The 17,192-nt window shown below is 66.5% G+C and carries 18 protein-coding genes; 11 read left to right on the top strand and 7 right to left on the bottom strand.

The genetic code is table 11. The features are described from left to right. Positions 1 to 114: 114 nt before the first annotated feature. A complete protein-coding gene (locus NV1_RS34105) occupies positions 115 to 420 on the top strand; it encodes a hypothetical protein (protein ID WP_157117545.1) in 306 nt (101 codons plus the stop codon). A gap of 155 nt (positions 421 to 575) precedes the next feature. Here the strand turns inward: NV1_RS34105 and NV1_RS34100 are convergent, their stop codons facing one another. The 3 genes from NV1_RS34100 to NV1_RS34095 form a co-directional block, all read right to left on the bottom strand. After that, positions 576 to 1,328, bottom strand: a complete 753-nt coding sequence (locus NV1_RS34100) for an isocitrate lyase/PEP mutase family protein (protein WP_373864687.1) — start codon at positions 1,326 to 1,328, stop codon at positions 576 to 578. Positions 1,329 to 1,413: 85 nt separating this feature from the next. Continuing rightward, positions 1,414 to 1,569, bottom strand: coding sequence for a hypothetical protein (locus NV1_RS44085; RefSeq protein ID WP_157117544.1), 156 nt, complete (start codon positions 1,567 to 1,569; stop codon positions 1,414 to 1,416). 52 nt (positions 1,570 to 1,621) lie between these two features. Continuing rightward, positions 1,622 to 2,122 carry a hypothetical protein gene (locus tag NV1_RS34095; RefSeq protein ID WP_067901107.1) on the bottom strand — a complete coding sequence of 167 codons (501 nt, stop codon included), beginning with the start codon at positions 2,120 to 2,122 and terminating at the stop codon, positions 1,622 to 1,624. 565 nt (positions 2,123 to 2,687) lie between these two features. Here NV1_RS34095 and NV1_RS34090 point away from each other — a divergent pair. The 4 genes from NV1_RS34090 to NV1_RS34075 all read left to right on the top strand — a co-directional run bounded on the left by NV1_RS34090 (position 2,688) and on the right by NV1_RS34075 (position 5,950). Continuing rightward, a complete protein-coding gene (locus NV1_RS34090) occupies positions 2,688 to 3,233 on the top strand; it encodes an MspA family porin (RefSeq protein ID WP_307630841.1) in 546 nt (181 codons plus the stop codon). A gap of 57 nt (positions 3,234 to 3,290) precedes the next feature. Then, on the top strand, positions 3,291 to 3,986 hold the full coding sequence (locus tag NV1_RS34085; protein WP_067901101.1) for an MspA family porin: 696 nt from the start codon (positions 3,291 to 3,293) through the stop codon (positions 3,984 to 3,986). Between the two features lie 237 nt (positions 3,987 to 4,223). Next, positions 4,224 to 4,796 (top strand): IclR family transcriptional regulator, encoded by a 573-nt coding sequence (locus NV1_RS42740; RefSeq protein WP_084526179.1) that lies wholly within the window; start codon positions 4,224 to 4,226, stop codon positions 4,794 to 4,796. 290 nt (positions 4,797 to 5,086) lie between these two features. Next, positions 5,087 to 5,950 carry a P1 family peptidase gene (locus tag NV1_RS34075; RefSeq protein WP_067901098.1) on the top strand — a complete coding sequence of 288 codons (864 nt, stop codon included), beginning with the start codon at positions 5,087 to 5,089 and terminating at the stop codon, positions 5,948 to 5,950. Positions 5,951 to 6,166: 216 nt separating this feature from the next. Here NV1_RS34075 and NV1_RS34070 read toward each other — a convergent pair whose 3' ends face one another. Then, positions 6,167 to 6,778 carry a TetR/AcrR family transcriptional regulator gene (locus NV1_RS34070; protein ID WP_067901095.1) on the bottom strand — a complete coding sequence of 204 codons (612 nt, stop codon included), beginning with the start codon at positions 6,776 to 6,778 and terminating at the stop codon, positions 6,167 to 6,169. A 97-nt stretch (positions 6,779 to 6,875) separates the two neighbouring features. Between NV1_RS34070 and NV1_RS34065 the strand changes: the two genes are divergently transcribed. The 6 genes from NV1_RS34065 to fadD11 all read left to right on the top strand — a co-directional run bounded on the left by NV1_RS34065 (position 6,876) and on the right by fadD11 (position 13,674). Further along, complete coding sequence (locus NV1_RS34065) at positions 6,876 to 7,757, top strand: metal-dependent hydrolase (protein ID WP_067901092.1); 882 nt, start codon at positions 6,876 to 6,878, stop codon at positions 7,755 to 7,757. A 98-nt stretch (positions 7,758 to 7,855) separates the two neighbouring features. Beyond that, entirely contained in the window at positions 7,856 to 8,866 is a 1,011-nt protein-coding gene (locus NV1_RS34060; RefSeq protein ID WP_067901216.1) for a PDR/VanB family oxidoreductase, read from the top strand. Positions 8,867 to 8,888: 22 nt separating this feature from the next. Continuing rightward, positions 8,889 to 9,389, top strand: a complete 501-nt coding sequence (locus NV1_RS34055) for an SRPBCC family protein (protein ID WP_067901090.1) — start codon at positions 8,889 to 8,891, stop codon at positions 9,387 to 9,389. Next, positions 9,386 to 10,840 carry a flavin-containing monooxygenase gene (locus NV1_RS34050; protein WP_067901087.1) on the top strand — a complete coding sequence of 485 codons (1,455 nt, stop codon included), beginning with the start codon at positions 9,386 to 9,388 and terminating at the stop codon, positions 10,838 to 10,840. Before NV1_RS34055 ends, NV1_RS34050 begins: the two co-directional genes overlap by 4 nt. Next, entirely contained in the window at positions 10,840 to 11,727 is an 888-nt protein-coding gene (locus NV1_RS34045) for a short-chain dehydrogenase/reductase (protein ID WP_067901084.1), read from the top strand. The genes NV1_RS34050 and NV1_RS34045 overlap by 1 nt, the downstream gene beginning before the upstream one ends. A 123-nt stretch (positions 11,728 to 11,850) precedes the next feature. Then, positions 11,851 to 13,674, top strand: coding sequence for a fatty acid--CoA ligase FadD11 (fadD11, locus tag NV1_RS34040; RefSeq protein WP_067901081.1), 1,824 nt, complete (start codon positions 11,851 to 11,853; stop codon positions 13,672 to 13,674). Positions 13,675 to 13,737: 63 nt separating this feature from the next. Here fadD11 and NV1_RS34035 read toward each other — a convergent pair whose 3' ends face one another. The 3 genes from NV1_RS34035 to NV1_RS34025 all read right to left on the bottom strand — a co-directional run bounded on the left by NV1_RS34035 (position 13,738) and on the right by NV1_RS34025 (position 17,079). Further along, positions 13,738 to 14,628, bottom strand: a complete 891-nt coding sequence (locus NV1_RS34035; RefSeq protein WP_067901078.1) for a Sco1979 family transcriptional regulator — start codon at positions 14,626 to 14,628, stop codon at positions 13,738 to 13,740. A 358-nt stretch (positions 14,629 to 14,986) separates the two neighbouring features. Next, positions 14,987 to 15,961 (bottom strand): alpha/beta hydrolase, encoded by a 975-nt coding sequence (locus NV1_RS34030; RefSeq protein WP_245714074.1) that lies wholly within the window; start codon positions 15,959 to 15,961, stop codon positions 14,987 to 14,989. A gap of 305 nt (positions 15,962 to 16,266) precedes the next feature. Next, positions 16,267 to 17,079 carry an SAM-dependent methyltransferase gene (locus tag NV1_RS34025; RefSeq protein WP_084526198.1) on the bottom strand — a complete coding sequence of 271 codons (813 nt, stop codon included), beginning with the start codon at positions 17,077 to 17,079 and terminating at the stop codon, positions 16,267 to 16,269. Positions 17,080 to 17,192: the final 113 nt, after the last annotated feature.

Below are 17,192 nucleotides of genomic sequence, written 5' to 3'. Positions count from 1 at the left end.
CTGTTCTGCTTCGCTATAACTTGGCGTAGAACGGAATCCATTCGTACATCAATAGATGCGAAGGGGCGGCATGTCCAGAGAAATGGAACGTGTCCGAAAGCACCACGATGCTGTGTGAACCGTTGCCCACGAAATATCAAGTGCGGCGCGCACTGCGTCACCGCATCGCTGCCGCCCGCGCCCCGTTCGGCCCATGTGCACACCGAGACCCTCGGCGCGGTGGTCGATTCGGATTCTTCATACGGTCGGGCGGGCCAAGCCCAGGACCCGGGCTCGCGACGCACCGACCATGTCACCGAGCGCAGCGAATATGCCGATGCGCGCATTGCCTCGTACCGGATCATCGATCCGGAGACGCCGATCAGCCTGCTGCCCCTTCGGCTCGCCGATGAGCTCGGTCATGTCGAAGGGGAGAAGTGACGGGTTGTGCCGGACCGGTACGCCGTGCCCGCTCACGATCGACGTCGGACAGTTGACGGCGGTCGGCGGACGCTGATTCGGCGGTTTCGGTCCGCCCGCCCGGGCCGCCGACGGCGTCACCCGGGCAGACGGGCTACCCCAGGAGATGACCGGAATCAGCTCCAGCGCTGCAACAGGCGGTTCGTCTCGGTCGCCAGAGCGGCCTGCAGGAACGGGCCGAAACTCACTCGGGCAACGCCCAATTCGGCGAAATAGGCGCGGTCGTTCTGGTCGGGGGTGGAGATGGCGTTGACCGGCAGGGGGAGTTCGGAGGTCAAGCGGCGCAACGTTTCCGGGGCGTGGCGGCCCACCGGGTAGAGGACGTCCGCGCCTGCGTCGGCGGCCAGGCGCAGGCGGGCGATGGCGCGGTCGGTGCGATCGGATTCGTCGCCGTCCTGACGCAGGAACAGGTCGGTGCGGGCGTTGATCACCACGTGCACGCCGGAGGAGTCCGCGGCCTGACGCAGGGCGGCGACGAAATCGGCGTGCTCCTGCGGCTCACGCAGGCGGCCGCCTTCGCTGTGCACGGTGTCTTCGATGTTGAGGCCGACGACGCCGGTCTCGACCAGGCCCTCGATGAGTTCGGCGGGCTTGCGGCCGTATCCGGCCTCGATGTCCAGCGAGACGGGAATGTCTACGGCGGTGGTGATTTCGCGGACCCGGGCAAGCGACTCGGCGAAGGTCATCCCCTCCTTGTCCTGCTTGCCCAGCGAATCGGCCAGCGGGTGGCTGCCCACGGTCAGCGCCGCGAATCCGGCCTGCTGCACGAGGTTCGCCGACCAGGCGTCCCAGACGGTCGGCAGGATCGCCGGTTCACCGGGCTTGTGCAGGGCGAGGAATTTCGTGGCCTTGTCGGCGAGTGCGTTCACGGCAGTCAGCTCTCCTGAAGTGAGGTGATGGTCTCACCGACAACCGTAATCGGTGAACGACGCCGTGTGAGCCCCTAGGCGTACCTCAGCGGTCGTGGTCGGCCGGGGTGGGCGGCGCGGCAGGTGCGCTGCTGAAGATGGGGCGCTGCGCCTTGGCCTCGGCGGTGGCGCTCGTAGGGGTGTGCACTGCGACGGTGCTGTGACTGAACAACTCGGGTTTCGGCCCGTTCTCCTGGTCCATTCGATGAAGTCTGCTCGCCGCGGGCGGTAAAAGCGAATCTTCTACCGACTGGTCACGTCAGATCGCCGTCGTGGCACAGACTCGAGGTGCGCGTCGTCGGGGCCGGACGCGTCGCACCGGGGTCGAAGGACCACCGCGAGATCGGGGCGACCGCGCGCCAATAGAGGTTGCCGTCGCCGCCGGAGTAGGCCCGATACACGTCGTCGGTGCCGGGAACGAGTTGATCGCCGACGCAGTAATCGTCGTAGGCGGTGCCGGGTTGGCGCGCGCCGACGCTGAACAGTCCGGTCGGATTGGTGGCGGCGCCGGGTGTGGGCACCGTACTGCGCGCGCTGGTGCGTCCGGTCGGCTGCCAGGTCGGTGTGCCGTGGTCGTCGGTGCAGCGGAAGTCCCAGCCGCCGGAGATGATCGCCGAACCCTGCGCATGTGGTGATCCCGCCCACAGGCAGGCCGCGGAAGGCGTTGCGGCAGGGGCGATTCCGGAGCCGAGGAGGCCGGCGCCGCACAAGAGGCCGAGCCCGGTCGCGATCGGGATGGGAAGGACGCGTCGCACGGCAGCCTGCTTTCGCCGGTGTGAGAAGGGGGAGGAAACCGCGTGCCCGCCGAAACATGATGAGGGGACATACATTTCGGCGGGCACGCGCGCAGGCCCGGTGGTCTTACGGCGGCAGGTCGCGAGGTCCGGCTGCGGTACCGGGTGCGTTCTCGACGAGTGCTTGCCCCGCCCTCCGTACGGGCGGCTACCAGCATCGCCTCGAATTCACCGGCCTCGCCACCGCGATTTCATTGAAGGAAGGATTTCATTGATGGAAACGGCCGTGTACGAATTTCGATGATACTTTCTGCAATGAAAGAAAGTTCGACTCATGTAAATAGTGACTCGAGCTACCGTTCGGGGCGGTGCGTGTTCGGCGGATTGCGAATTCGAAGGCGTAACCGTCCACGTGCCACACGATTGCCGCGCCTGCGCGCGGCATACCGATGAAGGTAGTGAGGGACGACAGATGAGGGAATATTGTGGTGTCGGCGCCCGGGTTTTCCGGGCCGCCGGCACAGCCGCGGCGGTCAGCGCCGCGATCGGCTTCCTATCCACGGGGGCCGCGAACGCAGACACGTTTGTGCCGTTGCCGGACGGACATATCGTGGACCCGGGTGTTTCCATCGACAGTATCGGAAACAGTGTGAATATCTCGCCGTCGCTGGCGGCCAACGGGGCGGGCCGGGTCGCCTGGCTGAGCTCGCACATCACCGCGAATGTGACGACTCCGCCCGGCACGGTCGGACCGTGGAACGGGCCGAACAACGATCCCGGGACGAACAATTCCTCGACGCACGGTGCCTCGACGATGGCCGTCGGGTATCTCGTGGGCTGCCAGGTGTCGCTGGGTAGTTTCTCGGCGGCGCTGTCGGGATCGATCAGCACGGCACCGACCCTGTCCGGGTCGCTGTCGGTGCCGCTCGCGCCCGGACAGGTGAAGTGGGTGAATTTCGACGAGCGGGATATGACCCAGTCGGGCCGGTATCACTTCGATCTGCAGGATCAACAGGTCGAGATTCAGGGATGCGGGGGCTATGCCCAGGCGCGCCAGGTGGTGACGGTGGAAATCGTCGGGCCCGATTACGCCAAGACGACCCTCTACGGCCAGCCGTTCAGCCTCGGCTGATTTCGCCTGTAGCCCACAGCATTTCGCTCCGGCGAATTCGAATCGAGGAATACTCACATGAATACTGTTCGCATGGGCCTATTGGCCCGAATGGCGGGTATCGGACTCGCGGCCACCGCCGCGTTCGGATACTTCTCCGTCGGTGCGGCCGACGCCGACACCTTCGTCCCGCTGCCGGGCGGGCACATCACCCAGACCATGGGTGACGGGACTGTCGTCGATGTCGACATCACCGGGGAATCGGCGAATATCAATCCGTCGCTGAACGCGACTCCGCTGAGCCGCAACGCGTGGACCAGCGGTCATGCCGAGGTGAATCTGACCGGCGGATCGGCGAAGAGTCCGCAGACCTCGACCAGACTGGTCGTCGGATACATCGTCGGCTGCCAGGTCGATCTGAGCGGCGGCATCGAGTCCGGGGTGGATGCCAGCGGCACCGCGGACCTGAGCACGAACCCGGCGACCGTCTCGGCGACCGGCGGGGCCTCGACCACCCTGACGCTCGCGGCGGGGCAGGCCAAGGTGCTGAATCTGCTGGATGTGGAGGTGCCGGACGACTTCGGCACCGATACGCACAATCCGTACCAGTCGGTGAAAGGTCCGCACCAGAGCCTGACCTGGCACGACGAGACCTTCGCCGTGGATGGTTGCGGCGGGTACGCCCAAGCGCGCTCGTTCGCGCAGGCGAAGGTGTACACCGCATCGTCGATCGGATACGTGACGGTCTGGGGCAAGCCCTTCAGCATCGGATAATTCGGACAAAATTCGAAACCTCCACCGGGTCGTGTTTTCGATCACGGTGGAGGTTTCTTTGTATGAAATGCGGCGGACCATAGCTTTCCTTGGTTGCAACGCACGCCGACGCACAGAGAATTCTAAGCATTCGAGCAGGGGACAGCCAGGCCGGTGCGACAAAGTCGAGACCCGTCGTGTCCGCAACGCAGCGGATCGCTGCTGCGTGTCCCGGATATACCGGAAGGTAAGTCGTAGATGGCCAGATATTCCAACGGTGAGTCGGTCTTTTCTCGATTGGCTCGCCTGCTCGAGGCGTTCGAGGACGACAGTCCGGTCATCACCGTCTCCGAATTATCGAAGCGGACCGGCCTATCGTTACCGACGGTTTCGAGGATGGTGTCCGAACTGGTCGAGCGGGGCTGGCTGCAGCGTGATGCCGACCGGCGGGTGTGGATCGGGCTGCGGATGTGGGAGCTGGTCTCCCGGGCCGCGCCCACCCGGGATCTGGTGCGGACCGCGGTGCCGTTCATGACCGAACTCAGCGCGCGGATCGGGCAGAACGTGCATCTGAGCGTGCGGCAGGGCTCGGAGGCGATGTTCATCGAGACGTTCGTGCCCAATACCGATGCCGCGCGGGCGATGGTGCCGTTATTGCGCACCACGGGCGCACAGATTTCGCGTGCGCTCGCGGCGCGGAATACGCCGGCGTGGCAGCCGGATTCGGAGGATCCGCAGGAATCCGAGGACTCCCGACATAACGCGAGACCGGCGCGTTCGTTACGGAACAATGCCTCGGTGTTCGCGCTCGGCCGGGTTGTGATGCCCTGATCTCTCAGGCCGTACGATTATTGAAGGAAACAACTCCGGCGCCGGAAAATCAGGCGGCTACAGTCTATTTCGGGCGCCCGCCGGAAAAGGAACCTCGGAATTTTTTCATCCGGTGGGCGTCCATGGTTTTCGGCACGCTCCGGGTGCGGCGGAGGCTCACAGCCTTCTTACAGGCGTCATGTCGGTCGACGGCACGACCGTCTACGACCTCACGACGCGATCTCGGTAAGCGTCACGCGTTCGCGGTAGTGCGATGATCGCGGGGACGACGCGAGTGACGGAGGGTGCGTATGACGATCGGAATTCCGGGGATCCGGATCGGGCACTGGTCCGATCCGGCCGCACAGACCGGCTGTACCGTGCTGACGTTGCCGGAGCACACCACCGCCTCGTGCGAGGTGCGCGGCGGCGCTCCGGCCAGCCGGGAGCTCGACGCGCTCGCGGTGGACAAGGCCGCGGTCACGATCGATGCGATCGTGCTGACCGGCGGGTCGGCCTTCGGCCTGGCCGCCGCCGACGGGGTGCTGCGCTACCTGGAGGAACGGGGGCGCGGCGTGCCCACCCCGGTCGGGCCGGTGCCCCTGGTGCCGACCATGGCGCTGTTCGATCTTGCCGCGGGCGATCCGTCCGCCCGGCCCACGCCCGAGCACGGTTACGCCGCCGCGCGGGCCGCCGCGGGGGAGCAGATCCTGCACGGCCGCGTCGGGGCGGGGACCGGTGCGTACACCTCGCAGTGGCGCGGTGAACAGCGACGTCCGGGCGGAATCGGTTATGCCGAGCGGACATTGGGGCCGCTGGTGGTCGGTGCGCTGTGTGCCGTCAACGCCTTCGGCGATATCGACGACGGCCACGCGGAGATACCTCTCGACGCCGTCGCGATCATGGGCGAGCCGTTCGAATTCGACACCTCCCGCACCCACACCACGATCGGCGCGGTCCTCACCAACGCCCGCTTGGACAAGACCAGCTGTCTGATCGCCGCCCAGGGCGCACACGACGGCCTGGCTCGCGCCCTCACCCCACCCCACACCCGCTACGACGGCGACGGATTCATCGCCGCGGCAACAGGTTCGGTCGAGGCCCACGTCGACACCGTGCGGTTGATGGCCGTTGCGGCGGTCGCGGCGGCGATTCGGTCGGTGGCTTCGACGTGAGCCGGATCGTTGGGCCCGCGCCTTGCCGACGCGGTCCGCTGTCGCGGTCGTCGGTCATGGGCGCAATGGTCGTGGGTGAGCGCGATTCCTTGCGGCGGTGCGGAGTTCGGCCGCTGCGAGCACGACAGCTGTGGCGGCCGTTCTCGTGGCGGCCCGGCCAGGGGTGACGGCACTCTCGGTCGGGCCGATTTCCGCTGCGGCGGAGCGAGTTCGGGCTCAGCCGACGACGATGGGGACGAGGTACTCGTGGGCGAACGCCTCCAGGTCGTCCGTGGTGTCCAGGGTGACCGTGCCGACGGGTTGGAGGATGAGGGAATGCACTATGCGGCAGGAGATTTCGACGCGGGTGCTCAGATCGGGGGGCTCGGGCAGGCCGCGATCGCGCAGGGCCTGGCGCAGGATGGCGGTGCTGGCCGTGGAAGCCATGGTGAAGAAGGACGCCCCATCGGTGGTGAGTTGGGGTAGCAGCCGATCGGGTTCGAGTGCGATCATGCGCTCGACCAGTGGATGGGTGCGCCAGCGCGTGACGACCGTGACGAAGATCGCGGCGACCACGGATGCGATGGTGTCGTGCTGTGCGGGCAGATCGCGCAGTTCGGTCAGGACGGCCTGCACCTCCCGCGCGGTCACCGAACGCACCAGATCCTCCCGGGAGCCGATACGCCGATACACCGTGACCCGATCGACCTCGGCTTGGCGAGCGACGTCTTCGATGGTCGTCTTCTTCACGCCGAGACGCTGGAACTGGATCAGGGCGGCGTCGAGAATGCGCCCCTCGATGGACTCGGTCTTCGGCGCTTCTTTCGAGGTCCGGGAGGCGGTGGGCATATATCGACGCTAGCAGCTCCGGCGCCGATTGCAACAATCTTCCTCAATTTGTGGCTGCAACATTGCAATACGATTTGTGGTCTTGTACGGTCGGGGCATGGCTGATGACGGTGCTATGCCGCACCCCTACCGGGAAGAAGCGCACGCGATCCACGCGCGGGACGTCCACTTCGACTTCTCGTCCGTACCGATGCACTACATCCCCGGAGAAGTTCTGGCAACCCATGTCACGAATGTGATGCATCTGGTTCTGCCGGAGGGCGAGCGGGCGATGGCCGCGTGCCTCGGCGAGGCGCTGCCGTACATCGAGGACGAGCGCCTACGCGAAGAGGTGACCGGATTCATCGGCCAGGAGTCGATGCACGCCAGCAGTCACGAGCGCGCCCGCAATCATCTGCAGGCCATCGGTCTGGACGTGGAGTCCTATGTGTCGAAGGTCGCCTGGCTGCTCGACCGGGTCCTGGGCGATCACGGGCTGAGCGGCCGGGCCAAGGAGCAGTGGCTGCGCGAACGTCTCGGCCTGTTCGCGGGGATGGAGCATTTCACCGCCGTCATCGGCGAATGGCTGCTCGAGTCCCAGGTGCTCGAGGATCTGGGCATGCATCCGACGATGCTGGATCTGGTGCGCTGGCACGGCGCGGAGGAGGTCGAGCATCGTAGCGTGGTATTCGACGCCTTTATGCACGTCGACGGCGGATATGCGCGTCGGTTCCGCACCGGCCTGCTGGCCAGCGGACTACTGCTGCCGCTGTTCATCCTGTCGACGGCGTACCTGTATCGCAAGGATCCGAGCCCGGCCAAGGGCCGGAACTGGCTCCGGCAATTCGCGAGTGCCACCAGGCGAGGCGTGATTCCGAGCTTCACCACGTTCTTCACCGAGATGCCGCGGTATCTGAGCCGCGATTTCCACCCCTCCCAGCTGGGCTCGATGGACAGTGCGCTGCGTTATCTGGCGCACTCCCCGGCGGCTCGCGGATGAGCGGGCCCGAAGCGGCGGCCGAGGCGCCCCGCACGCCGGATCAGCGGACCGCGACCGGATCGACGCTGACAGCAGAACGCCCACGCAAGGGTGTGGATATGTCCATGGTGGGCCTGCGGGCGCTGGGCGTGGTGATGGACGTGTACAAGAAGGTCGTCACCGCACCGGCGGCGTCCCGGCCGAATCCGGTGCGGCGCAGCGGTTTCGATCTGGACGTCCTGGTCGAATCGGTTCGCGACGAGGCCGATGACGTGGTGAGCCTGACGTTGATCCGGCCCGGCGGCGCACCGCTGCCCTCGTGGCGGCCCGGGTCGCATGTGGACGTCTTCCTGCCGTCGGGGCGGCAGCGGCAGTATTCGCTGTGCGGTAATCCGCGCGATCGGTTCCGTTATCGAATCGCGGTGCGGCGCATCGCCGATGGCGAGGGCGGATCGCGGGAGATGCATACCGTTCAACCAGGGGAGCGGCTGCGGCTGCGCGGCCCGCGCAACGCGTTCACCTTCGTCGAGACCGCGCCGTCCTACCTGTTCGTGGCCGCGGGTATCGGCATCACGCCCATCCTGCCGATGGCGCATGCGGCCGGATCGCGCGGGCGGCTGGTGTATCTGGGCCGGTCCCGCGCGAGTATGCCGTTCCTGGGCGAGCTGCCCGAGGGCGCGGAGGTCCGCACCGACGACGAGCACGGCATTCCCGATATCGCCGCCATCCTCGCCGAGGCCGCACCCGGCGCGGCGGTGTATGTGTGCGGTCCGCCGCCGGTACTGGACGCGGCGCAGCGCAAGCTGTTCGAGCTGAATCCCTCGGGATCGCTGCACACCGAGCGCTTTTCGCCGCTGCCCGTGCTCGACGGTCGCGAATTCGATGTGACCCTGGCTCGTTCGGGCCGGACCGTCCGAGTGGGCGCACAGGAGACGACGCTCGCGGCGATCCAGCGGGTGAAGCCCGATGCGCCCTACTCCTGCCGCCAGGGTTTCTGCGGCACCTGCAAGTCCGGGGTGCTCTCCGGCGAGGTCGATCACCGCGACCGCCTGCTCTCCGACGCCGACCGCGCGGACCACATGCTGGTGTGCGTCTCCCGCTGCGACGGCCCCCTCGTACTGGATATTTAGATCCGAAAGGCTCACGGCCACAATGACTCCACGATTCAAGCTGGCAGCCTCGGACGATACGTTCCTGGCGACCGCTGCCCGGCGCTACGTGCACACCGTCGACATCGCCGCCGGTCCACAGGACGTCTGGGATATGTTGACCGCCGACGACGCGCTGGTGTCCTGGTCGGCGGTGATCACCGCCTCGAAGTGGATTTCGCCGCGGCCGTTCGGCGTCGGTACCACCCGGCTGGTCACCCTCGGCGGCGTCGTGCGGCTCGAGGAGCGGTTCTATCGCTGGGAGGAGGGCGAGCGCATGACGTTCACCGTCGACGCCGCCTCGATTCCCGGACTGAAGCGCTTCGCCGAGGATCTGGTTCTGCGGCCCGCACCCGGCGGAACGCAATTGACCTGGACGTTCGCCCTCGAAGGCAATCCGCTGCTGCAACCGCTGCTGAGTGTGGCGAGTCCGGTGAACAACATCGTCACGCGGACCATCGCGCACGGCATCACCGGCAAGACACGGCAGGAGGCGCGGCGATGAGCACCGAACATCACCGGATCGTCATTCTCGGCGCGGGTTTCGGCGGGATCGGCCTGGCGATCAAGTTGCGCCAAGCCGGATTCGAGGATCTGATCCTGCTCGAGCGCGCCGACGATCTGGGCGGCACCTGGCAGGCCAACACCTATCCAGGCTGCGCCTGCGATGTGCCCTCGCAGCTGTACAGCTACTCGTTCGCTCCCAATCCGAACTGGTCGCGCACCTACGGTCAGCAGCGCGAGATCCTCGACTACATCCGTTCGGTGGCCACCGAACACGATGTGGTCCGGCACATCCGGCTCGGCACCGAGATGCTCGGCGCGCGCTGGGACGAGCAGGCGTCGCTGTGGCGCATCGAGACCTCGCGCGGCGACCTCACCGCCGACTATTTCATCTCCGCCGCGGGGATTTTCGCCGAGGCGAAGTTCCCGTCGGTGCCCGGACTGGACAGCTTCGAGGGCAAGACCTTCCATTCGCTGCACTGGGATCACGAGCACGATCTGTCGGGTGAGCGCGTCGCGGTGATCGGGACCGGAGCCTCCGCGGTGCAGTTCGTGCCCGAGATCGCGCCGAAAGTGGCCGAGCTGACGGTATTCCAGCGCTCCGCGCCCTGGATCGTGCCGCGTATGGATCGCGCCACCCTCGGTTTCGAACGATTTCTGCTGCGTCGTTTTCCGCTGGCGCAGAAGACGGTTCGCGGCACCTGGTACACCCTGATCGAGAGCTTCGGTCTGGTCGGCTTCGTGGACAACCGATTCCGGCATCCGTTCGAACTGATGGGCCGGTATCAGCTGCGGCGGCAGATTCGCGATATCGTGCTGCGGCGCAAGGTCACCCCGGACTACGTCATCGGCTGTAAGCGGGCGATCTTCTCCGATGCGTACCTGCCCGCGCTGGACCGCGACAACGTCGAGGTGGTCACCGACGGCATCGCCGAGGTGCGGGCGCGATCCATCGTGACTCGCGCCGGGGAGGAGATCCCGGTGGACACCATCATCTTCGGCACCGGATTCACCTCGATCCCGACCGCGTTCGGACGGATCGTCGGGCGCGAGAACGTATCCATCGCGGATCTGTATCACAAACGCCCGCAGACCTATCTGGGCACGAGCGTCGCCGGATTCCCCAACTTCTTCTGCACCCTCGGGCCCTTCGGCGCGGCGGGTAATCAGTCGGCGATCTTCATGATCGAATCGCAGATCGCCTACATCGTGGACGCGCTGTCGACCGTGCGCGAGCGCGGGGCGTCGCGGGTGGAGGTGCGGGCGGAAGTGCAGGACGCGTTCGTGGCGGAGATGCGTGAACGCAGTGCGGCCACGGTCTGGCTCACCGGCGGATGCCAGGGCTACTACACCACCCCCGACGGGGAGAACGCGGGCCTGTATCCGAGCTGGAGCTTCGAATACCGGCGTCGCACGAGTAAATTCGACGCCGACGCCTATGAGGTGGCCTGATGAGACTGCTGCGTACCCTGGGGCTCGGCTCGGCCGGTTACGACGTGGCGGGCAAGGTCGCGCTGGTCACCGGTGCGGGCCAGGGCATCGGCCTGGAACTCGCGCGGATCCTGCACGCGCGCGGCGCGATCGTCGTGGTGGTCGACATCGACGCCGAGGCGGCGTTGCGGGCCGCGCGTGAATTGCGTACGCGCGCACTGTCGATCGGCGCCGACGTCGCGGATCGCGCGCAGATGGCCGCTGCCGTCGAGCAGGTGATCGGACAGTACGGCCGCCTCGACGTGGTCGTGGCGAATGCCGGTGTGACGCCGGTGCCCTCGACCGTGCGCGCGATGGATCCGCGGGATTTCGACCGGGTGATGAGTATCAATCTCACCGGCGCGTTCAACACCGTGCATCCCGCGCTGGACCACATCGTGCGTTCGCGGGGGCATGTCGTGGTGGTGTCCTCCTGCGCTGCCTTCGCACCCGGGATGGGCGGTTCCCCGTACATGATCAGCAAGGCCGCGGTCGAGCAGATGGGACGGGCGTTGCGGGTGGAGCTGTCCGCCTCGGGAGCGAGCGCCGGCGTCGCGTACTTCGGCATCGTCGAGACGGCCATGACCCACGACATGCTCGACGCCGACGAGCTGGGCCGCCGCATCGACGGCCTGCTGCCGTGGCCGCTGAACATCCGCATCACCGCCACCCATGCCGCCCGCACCATCGCCGACGGCATCGCCGATCGCGCCGCCCGCACCGTGGCCCCGGCCAGTTGGGAGCCCTACGCCCTGTTCCGCGGCGCGATCAACGTCATGCTGGACGCCAAACTCGCCGCCGATTCCACTGTCCACCAACTCATCCACGAGATCGAGCAGCGGCGGAAATCGCAGCCGATATCCGAATGAGTTGCGGATGAGGGTATTTCGCGGTGACGCTGACGCCGGACCGGTATCGATGCGCTTTCGCGGCGCCGTTGTCAGCGGAATCGGGTCGGTGAACCCGGTCGTCTGTCCCCGAAAGGTTTTCGTGTGAGTACCTCTCGCTTCGATACGCTTCCCGAGGCGTTCCAGTACACCGCTGCTCGTACGCCCGAGGCGGTTGCCTTGCGGACGCCCGGCGACGGGCAGGTCCTGACGTGGGGTGAGTACGCTCGGCAGGTCGAAGTGCTGGCCGCCGGGTTGGCGGGGATCGGGGTGCGGCGGGGGGACACCGTCGCGTTGATGATGTCCAATCGGCTCGAGTTCTATCCGCTCGAGGTCGCGGCACAGCATCTGGGGGCGACGTCGTTCTCGGTGTACAACACGCTGCCGCCCGAGCAGTTGGCGCATGTGCTGGGTAATGCCGGTGCGCGCGTGGTGATCTGCGAACCCCAGTACGTGGATCGGTTGCGTGCCACCGGGTTCGGACTCGAGCACATCGTCTGTGTGGACGAGGACGTCGAGGGCACGTTGTCGATCGACGAGCTGATCGGTTCGGGTGCGGCGGATTTCGAATTCGAGTCGGCCTGGCGGGCGGTGCGCGCCGAGGACGTGGCGACGCTGATCTACACCTCCGGCACCACCGGAAACCCCAAGGGCGTGGAGACCACCCACGCCAACATCCTGTTCCAGGTGTACGGAATCGCCGACGTGCTGGGCATCGAATTCGGCGACACCATCACCTCGTTCATGCCCAGTGCGCATATCGCCGACCGGCTCACCGGTCTGTATGTGCAGGAGGTGCTGGGCACCCAGGTCACCTGTGTGCCCGATCCGAAACTGATCGCTCCGGCGCTGGCCGATCTGCATCCGACCATCTGGGGTGCCGTGCCGCGGGTATGGGAAAAACTGAAGGCCGCGATCGAACTCCGGGTCGCGGGCGAGCCCGACGAGCAGCGGCGCACCGCGATGGAGTGGGCGTTGTCGGTTGCCCGGCGGCGCAGTGCGTTTCAGCTGGCCGGCGAGCCGGTGCCCGATGACGTCGCGGCCGAATGGGCACGTGCGGACGAGTTGGTGCTGCGCGGGCTGCGTGCGGCGCTGGGGCTGGACCGAGTGCGCTGGGCGATGTCCGGCGCCGCGCCGATTCCGCCCGGCACGCTGGGCTTCTTCGCCGGGCTCGGCATTCCGGTGACCGAGATCTGGGGTATGTCGGAGCTGTCGTGCATCTGCAGTGTCAGCCATCCGCGCGATGCCCGGCTCGGCACCGTCGGCAGGTTGCTGCCCGGGATGCAGGCGCGCCGAGCCGCAGACGGTGAACTGCAGGTGCGCGGCCCGCTGGTGATGAGGGGCTACCGCGGCCTCGAACAGCAGACCGCCGAGGCCATCGATCCCGAGGGCTGGCTGTCCACCGGCGATATCGTCCGCATCGATCCGGACGGCTATCTCACCGTCGTGGACCGCAAGAAGGAATTGATCATCAACGCGGCGGGGAAGAACATGTCACCGGCCGTCATCGAGAACGCCGTCAAGGCCGGTGCGCACCTGATCGGCGCGATCGCCGCCATCGGCGAGGGCCGCGCCTACAACACCGCTCTCATCGCCTTGGACGCCGAGGCGGCCGAAGCCTATGCGCGCCACCATGATCTCGCCGATGCCTCCGCCGCCGCCCTCGCCGCGGATCCGTCGATCATCCACACGATCCGTACCGCTGTCGGCGCGGGCAACGCCCGTCTGTCCCGCGTGGAACAGATCAAACGCTTTCGCATCATGCCCGTCTTCTGGGAGCCGGGTGGCGAGGAGATGACCCTCACGATGAAACTCAAACGCCGAGTCGTCACCGAGAAGTACGCCGACGAGATCGAGGCGCTCTACACCGAGCAGCTCTCGCCGGACGTGTATGAACCCGCCACCGACGCGGCGCTCGCGGCGCACTGACCCGGAGTCACCGTGATCGTGTGCCACACAGTGATATTCGCCTCACCCGGGCCCGTCGCCGCTTCAGTCCAGGTCCGCCGCGGCGGCGCGCAGGAGTTCCTGGGAGTGGCCGGGCGGGTCGGCCTGGATGCTGAGGCGGTCCATGACCTCGCGGTAGAGCTCGAGGTCGTCGGGGCGGTCGAGGTAGAGGGCGCTGGCCATCTGCTCGAGGTAGACGACGTCCGGGATCTCCTGCTCGTTGAAGCGCAGGATGGTGAACGAGCCGCCGACCGCGGCGTGACCGCCGGCGCGGTAGGGCAGGACCTGAATGGTGACGTTGCTGCGGTGCGACATCTGCTCGAGGTAGATCAGCTGCTCGCGCAGGACCTCGCGACCACCGACCGGGCGGTGCAGCACCGATTCGTCCAGGACCGCCCACAGCGTCGGGCCGTTGGCCAGATCCAGGATCTGCTGACGGCGGCGCCGGAGTTCCACGCGCCGATCGACCTCTCGCTCGCCGTGTGCCAGCGAGACGACCGCGCGGGCGTAGGCATCGGTCTGCAGCAGACCCGGGACCAGTTGTCCCTCATAGGTTCTGATCGATTTCGCATCGCCCTCGAGGCCGAGATAGTTCTCGAACCAGGACGGCAGCAGGTCGCTGTAACCGTGCCACCAACCCTGCTCGTTGGCCATCGCGACCAGGCTGAGGAAGGATTCGCGCTGGGCCGAATCGGTGACGCCGTAGAGCGTCAGCAGATCGTTGACGTCGCGGATCTTGTATCCCGTGCGGCCGAGTTCGAGTCGGCTGATTTTGGCGTGCGAACCGCGGATGTGCTCACCGGCGACCTGCGGAGTGATCCCGCGGGCCTCACGTAGTTTGCGGAGCTGGCCGCCGACCATGATCCGCAATGCTGTGGGACCGCGCTGCTCCAGGGGAGTGGTGACGAGGTCGATCCGGGCCTGTTCTGCCGTCATGAGGCTTTCTCCGCTGTTCTTCGATCACTGGCACACACCGCATCGGTACATGCGCAAGTGCGTGCCGTCATCACCGCACCCGCTCATGGTAACGCCGAGACAGGCGAAAAACCGAGCGTGGCGAGGGAAATATCCGGCGTTTTGCTGTGACCCTGAGTAACTGTCGCATCGAATCCCCTCGGCGTTCCCCTTGCGTCGACGACCATACCGGTAGGGGCAGGTCGTTGCCACTGCCGCCGGGTCGCGGGCGTGCCGACCCGGCGGAGGACGGTCCGCCGCAGCGGATCTGCTGGAGTATTGCCGAATGCTCGTGCGGGCGTTGAGTTTCGGCTTCTCAGCCGTGGTGGCAGGTCCGATATCAGTGTCCGACGGTGGAATTCAGCCAGTCGAGGACCGCGGTGTGGTACGCGCCGGTATTGCGCGCGAGGTTCACCGAATGGCCGCTGCCGGGTAGTACGAAGGTCTGCAACTCGGCCGCGGGCGCGAAGTACGGAGCCTCCGCTGCCTTCAGTGTGGCGGCGGACCGGCACACGGAATAGCCGGGGCCGCAAGACAACCGGTCCAGGCTCCCGTCGACGATCAGCACCGGAGCATCGATCTCACCGGACATGCCGGGCAGGGTCGACATCAGCCCGTCCGGGTATTCCGAGAGCGAGAAGATCTCCTTGGTCTTCTCGTCCTGCGCCACCACCGCGGGATCGGCGTCGCGGGGATCGAAGAAGTCGTGCATGCGGGTGCCGGGCCGGGTGGTCAGGTATCCGGCGTCCAGACCGCGGCCGGCGAATGCCGGATCGTCCACGGCGCGGTGGTAGGTCGAGATCACGCCGAGGGTTTCGGGAATGTTCAGCGCGTGCGAATAACCGGTCAGCACAACGCCGTCCACGTCGTGATAGGAACTGGCCTCCATCACCGAGGTGCCCGAGGTCAGTGAATGGCCGACGGTGACGACCTCGGCGTAGGGCGCGGCCCCGGCCAGGCCGTGTCGCAGGCCCTGGACGATGCCGTGCAGTGCCTGGGCGGTGTCGTTGGCGGTGAGCGACAGCGCGGCCGGATGAGTGCTCGCGCCGTTACCGAGACGATCGACCACCAGGGTCGCGTAACCGGCCCTGTTCATTGCCTCGCGGAAGTTGTAGGTCTGCGGCTGGTAGGCGAAATCCCAGTAGGTGCCGTTGTAATTGGAGCCCGACATCAGCACCATGACGGTGCCGCCCGGCTTGCCGACGGGTGTGCAGAGAGTCGCGGCGAGGTGGCCCTTCGCGACCGGGACCGGAAAGGATCGACAGGCCCCCGGATCGGCGTCGGCGTGCGCCGAACCCGCTGTTACACAACACAAGAGGAATGCAGCGAATAAGGTGAGTGTCCGCACCGAAGCTCGCACGTAACGCGCTCCCTGTCGTGAAATACGAGGAGCTCCCGAGGGTGCCCTCGTGAATCGATCGGTTCGAATGGATTGGTCAGCGAGGGTATAGCGCCGCGCAACGACATGCAAGAAATCCGGAGAATTACCGGCAATCGGATCGGCCGAAATGGAAAAAGCCTGCCCGGCATCCTGCGCAGCGCCGAGCCGATGGTGGATCTGGCCGAGCCGCATTCGGCGCGTGCCTGCGCCCTGGCCGGGCGGGGTGATCGGATCGCGGATCAGCCGTTACCGGTCGGCCCCTCGGGCTTGCGGCCGATGCCGGCCAGAATAACCAGCCGAGTGGGCGGCAGGTTGTCGGCGAGCCACTCCTGGATGGTCACGATCCCCGGATCGAGGATGTCGAAGCCGTCGAGCAGCTTCTCGACCTCGGACTTCGATCGGAAGACGAACTGCGCGGTACTGCCCTCGGTATCGCTCGCGGTCCGGTCGACGAACTCATCGTCGGTCTCGGGCGATCCGTGCGTGAAGGCCAGATAACTGCCCGGCGCCATCACCTCGGAGAATCGGGCGAGAATTTCGGCCGGCTGTTCATGATCCATGATGAAGTGCAGAACCCCGACGGTCAGCAGCGCGACCGGCTGATCGAAGTCGATGCCCGCCTCGGTGCGCAGGCGCGCGATGAGATCCACGGGTTCACGGAAGTCCGCCAGCATCGGCGTCACGCCCGCCTGGCCTGCCGTTATGGCGTTGGCGTGTACATAGACGACCGGGTCGTAGTCGACAGAGGCCACGCGTACCTCGGGGTCGACCTCGACGACCGTCTCGTACACACTCGGTGAGGTAGGGATGCCCGCGCCGATATCGATGAACTGCCGCACACCTGCTTCGGCGGCCGACCGTGCCGCCCCGGTCAGGAACTTGCGACTGAACCAGGCCAGTGTCCGATTTTCCGGAGCGACCTCCAGCATTCGTTTGGCAACCGCGCGGTCCGCGGTGTAATTATCCTTGCCCCCCAGCAGATAGTCGTATATGCGGGCGGCATTGGGTTTCGTCGGGTCGATCCCCGCGGGCGCCGGCCTGTCTCCTGACACCACACCTCCCGACATCGTGATCGGAATTGCATTCGCCGCCGCCGCGGTGTCCGTACAAAGATCCGTTTTGCGCCGTCATGTGGTCCGGCTACGGCCGGAAAGTGCACGAGACC

Origin of the sequence: Nocardia vaccinii NBRC 15922, assembly GCF_001613305.1 — a bacterium.
Lineage (GTDB): Bacteria > Actinomycetota > Actinomycetes > Mycobacteriales > Mycobacteriaceae > Nocardia > Nocardia vaccinii.
The sequence above is the reverse complement of the archived record's forward strand: the minus strand, read 5'-3'. Positions and strand labels throughout refer to the sequence as shown.

What these genes read in the sequence shown, in the direction of transcription:
- NV1_RS44085 (WP_157117544.1), bottom strand. Translation starts at nt 1,569, where the DNA reads ATGGACCAGGAGAACGGGCCGAAACCCGAGTTGTTCAGTCACAGCACC.
- NV1_RS34085 (WP_067901101.1), top strand. Translation starts at nt 3,291, where the DNA reads ATGAATACTGTTCGCATGGGCCTATTGGCCCGAATGGCGGGTATCGGA.
- NV1_RS42740 (WP_084526179.1), top strand. Translation starts at nt 4,224, where the DNA reads ATGGCCAGATATTCCAACGGTGAGTCGGTCTTTTCTCGATTGGCTCGC.
- NV1_RS34075 (WP_067901098.1), top strand. Translation starts at nt 5,087, where the DNA reads ATGACGATCGGAATTCCGGGGATCCGGATCGGGCACTGGTCCGATCCG.
- NV1_RS34070 (WP_067901095.1), bottom strand. Translation starts at nt 6,778, where the DNA reads ATGCCCACCGCCTCCCGGACCTCGAAAGAAGCGCCGAAGACCGAGTCC.
- NV1_RS34065 (WP_067901092.1), top strand. Translation starts at nt 6,876, where the DNA reads ATGGCTGATGACGGTGCTATGCCGCACCCCTACCGGGAAGAAGCGCAC.
- NV1_RS34060 (WP_067901216.1), top strand. Translation starts at nt 7,856, where the DNA reads ATGTCCATGGTGGGCCTGCGGGCGCTGGGCGTGGTGATGGACGTGTAC.
- NV1_RS34055 (WP_067901090.1), top strand. Translation starts at nt 8,889, where the DNA reads ATGACTCCACGATTCAAGCTGGCAGCCTCGGACGATACGTTCCTGGCG.
- NV1_RS34050 (WP_067901087.1), top strand. Translation starts at nt 9,386, where the DNA reads ATGAGCACCGAACATCACCGGATCGTCATTCTCGGCGCGGGTTTCGGC.
- NV1_RS34045 (WP_067901084.1), top strand. Translation starts at nt 10,840, where the DNA reads ATGAGACTGCTGCGTACCCTGGGGCTCGGCTCGGCCGGTTACGACGTG.
- NV1_RS34035 (WP_067901078.1), bottom strand. Translation starts at nt 14,628, where the DNA reads ATGACGGCAGAACAGGCCCGGATCGACCTCGTCACCACTCCCCTGGAG.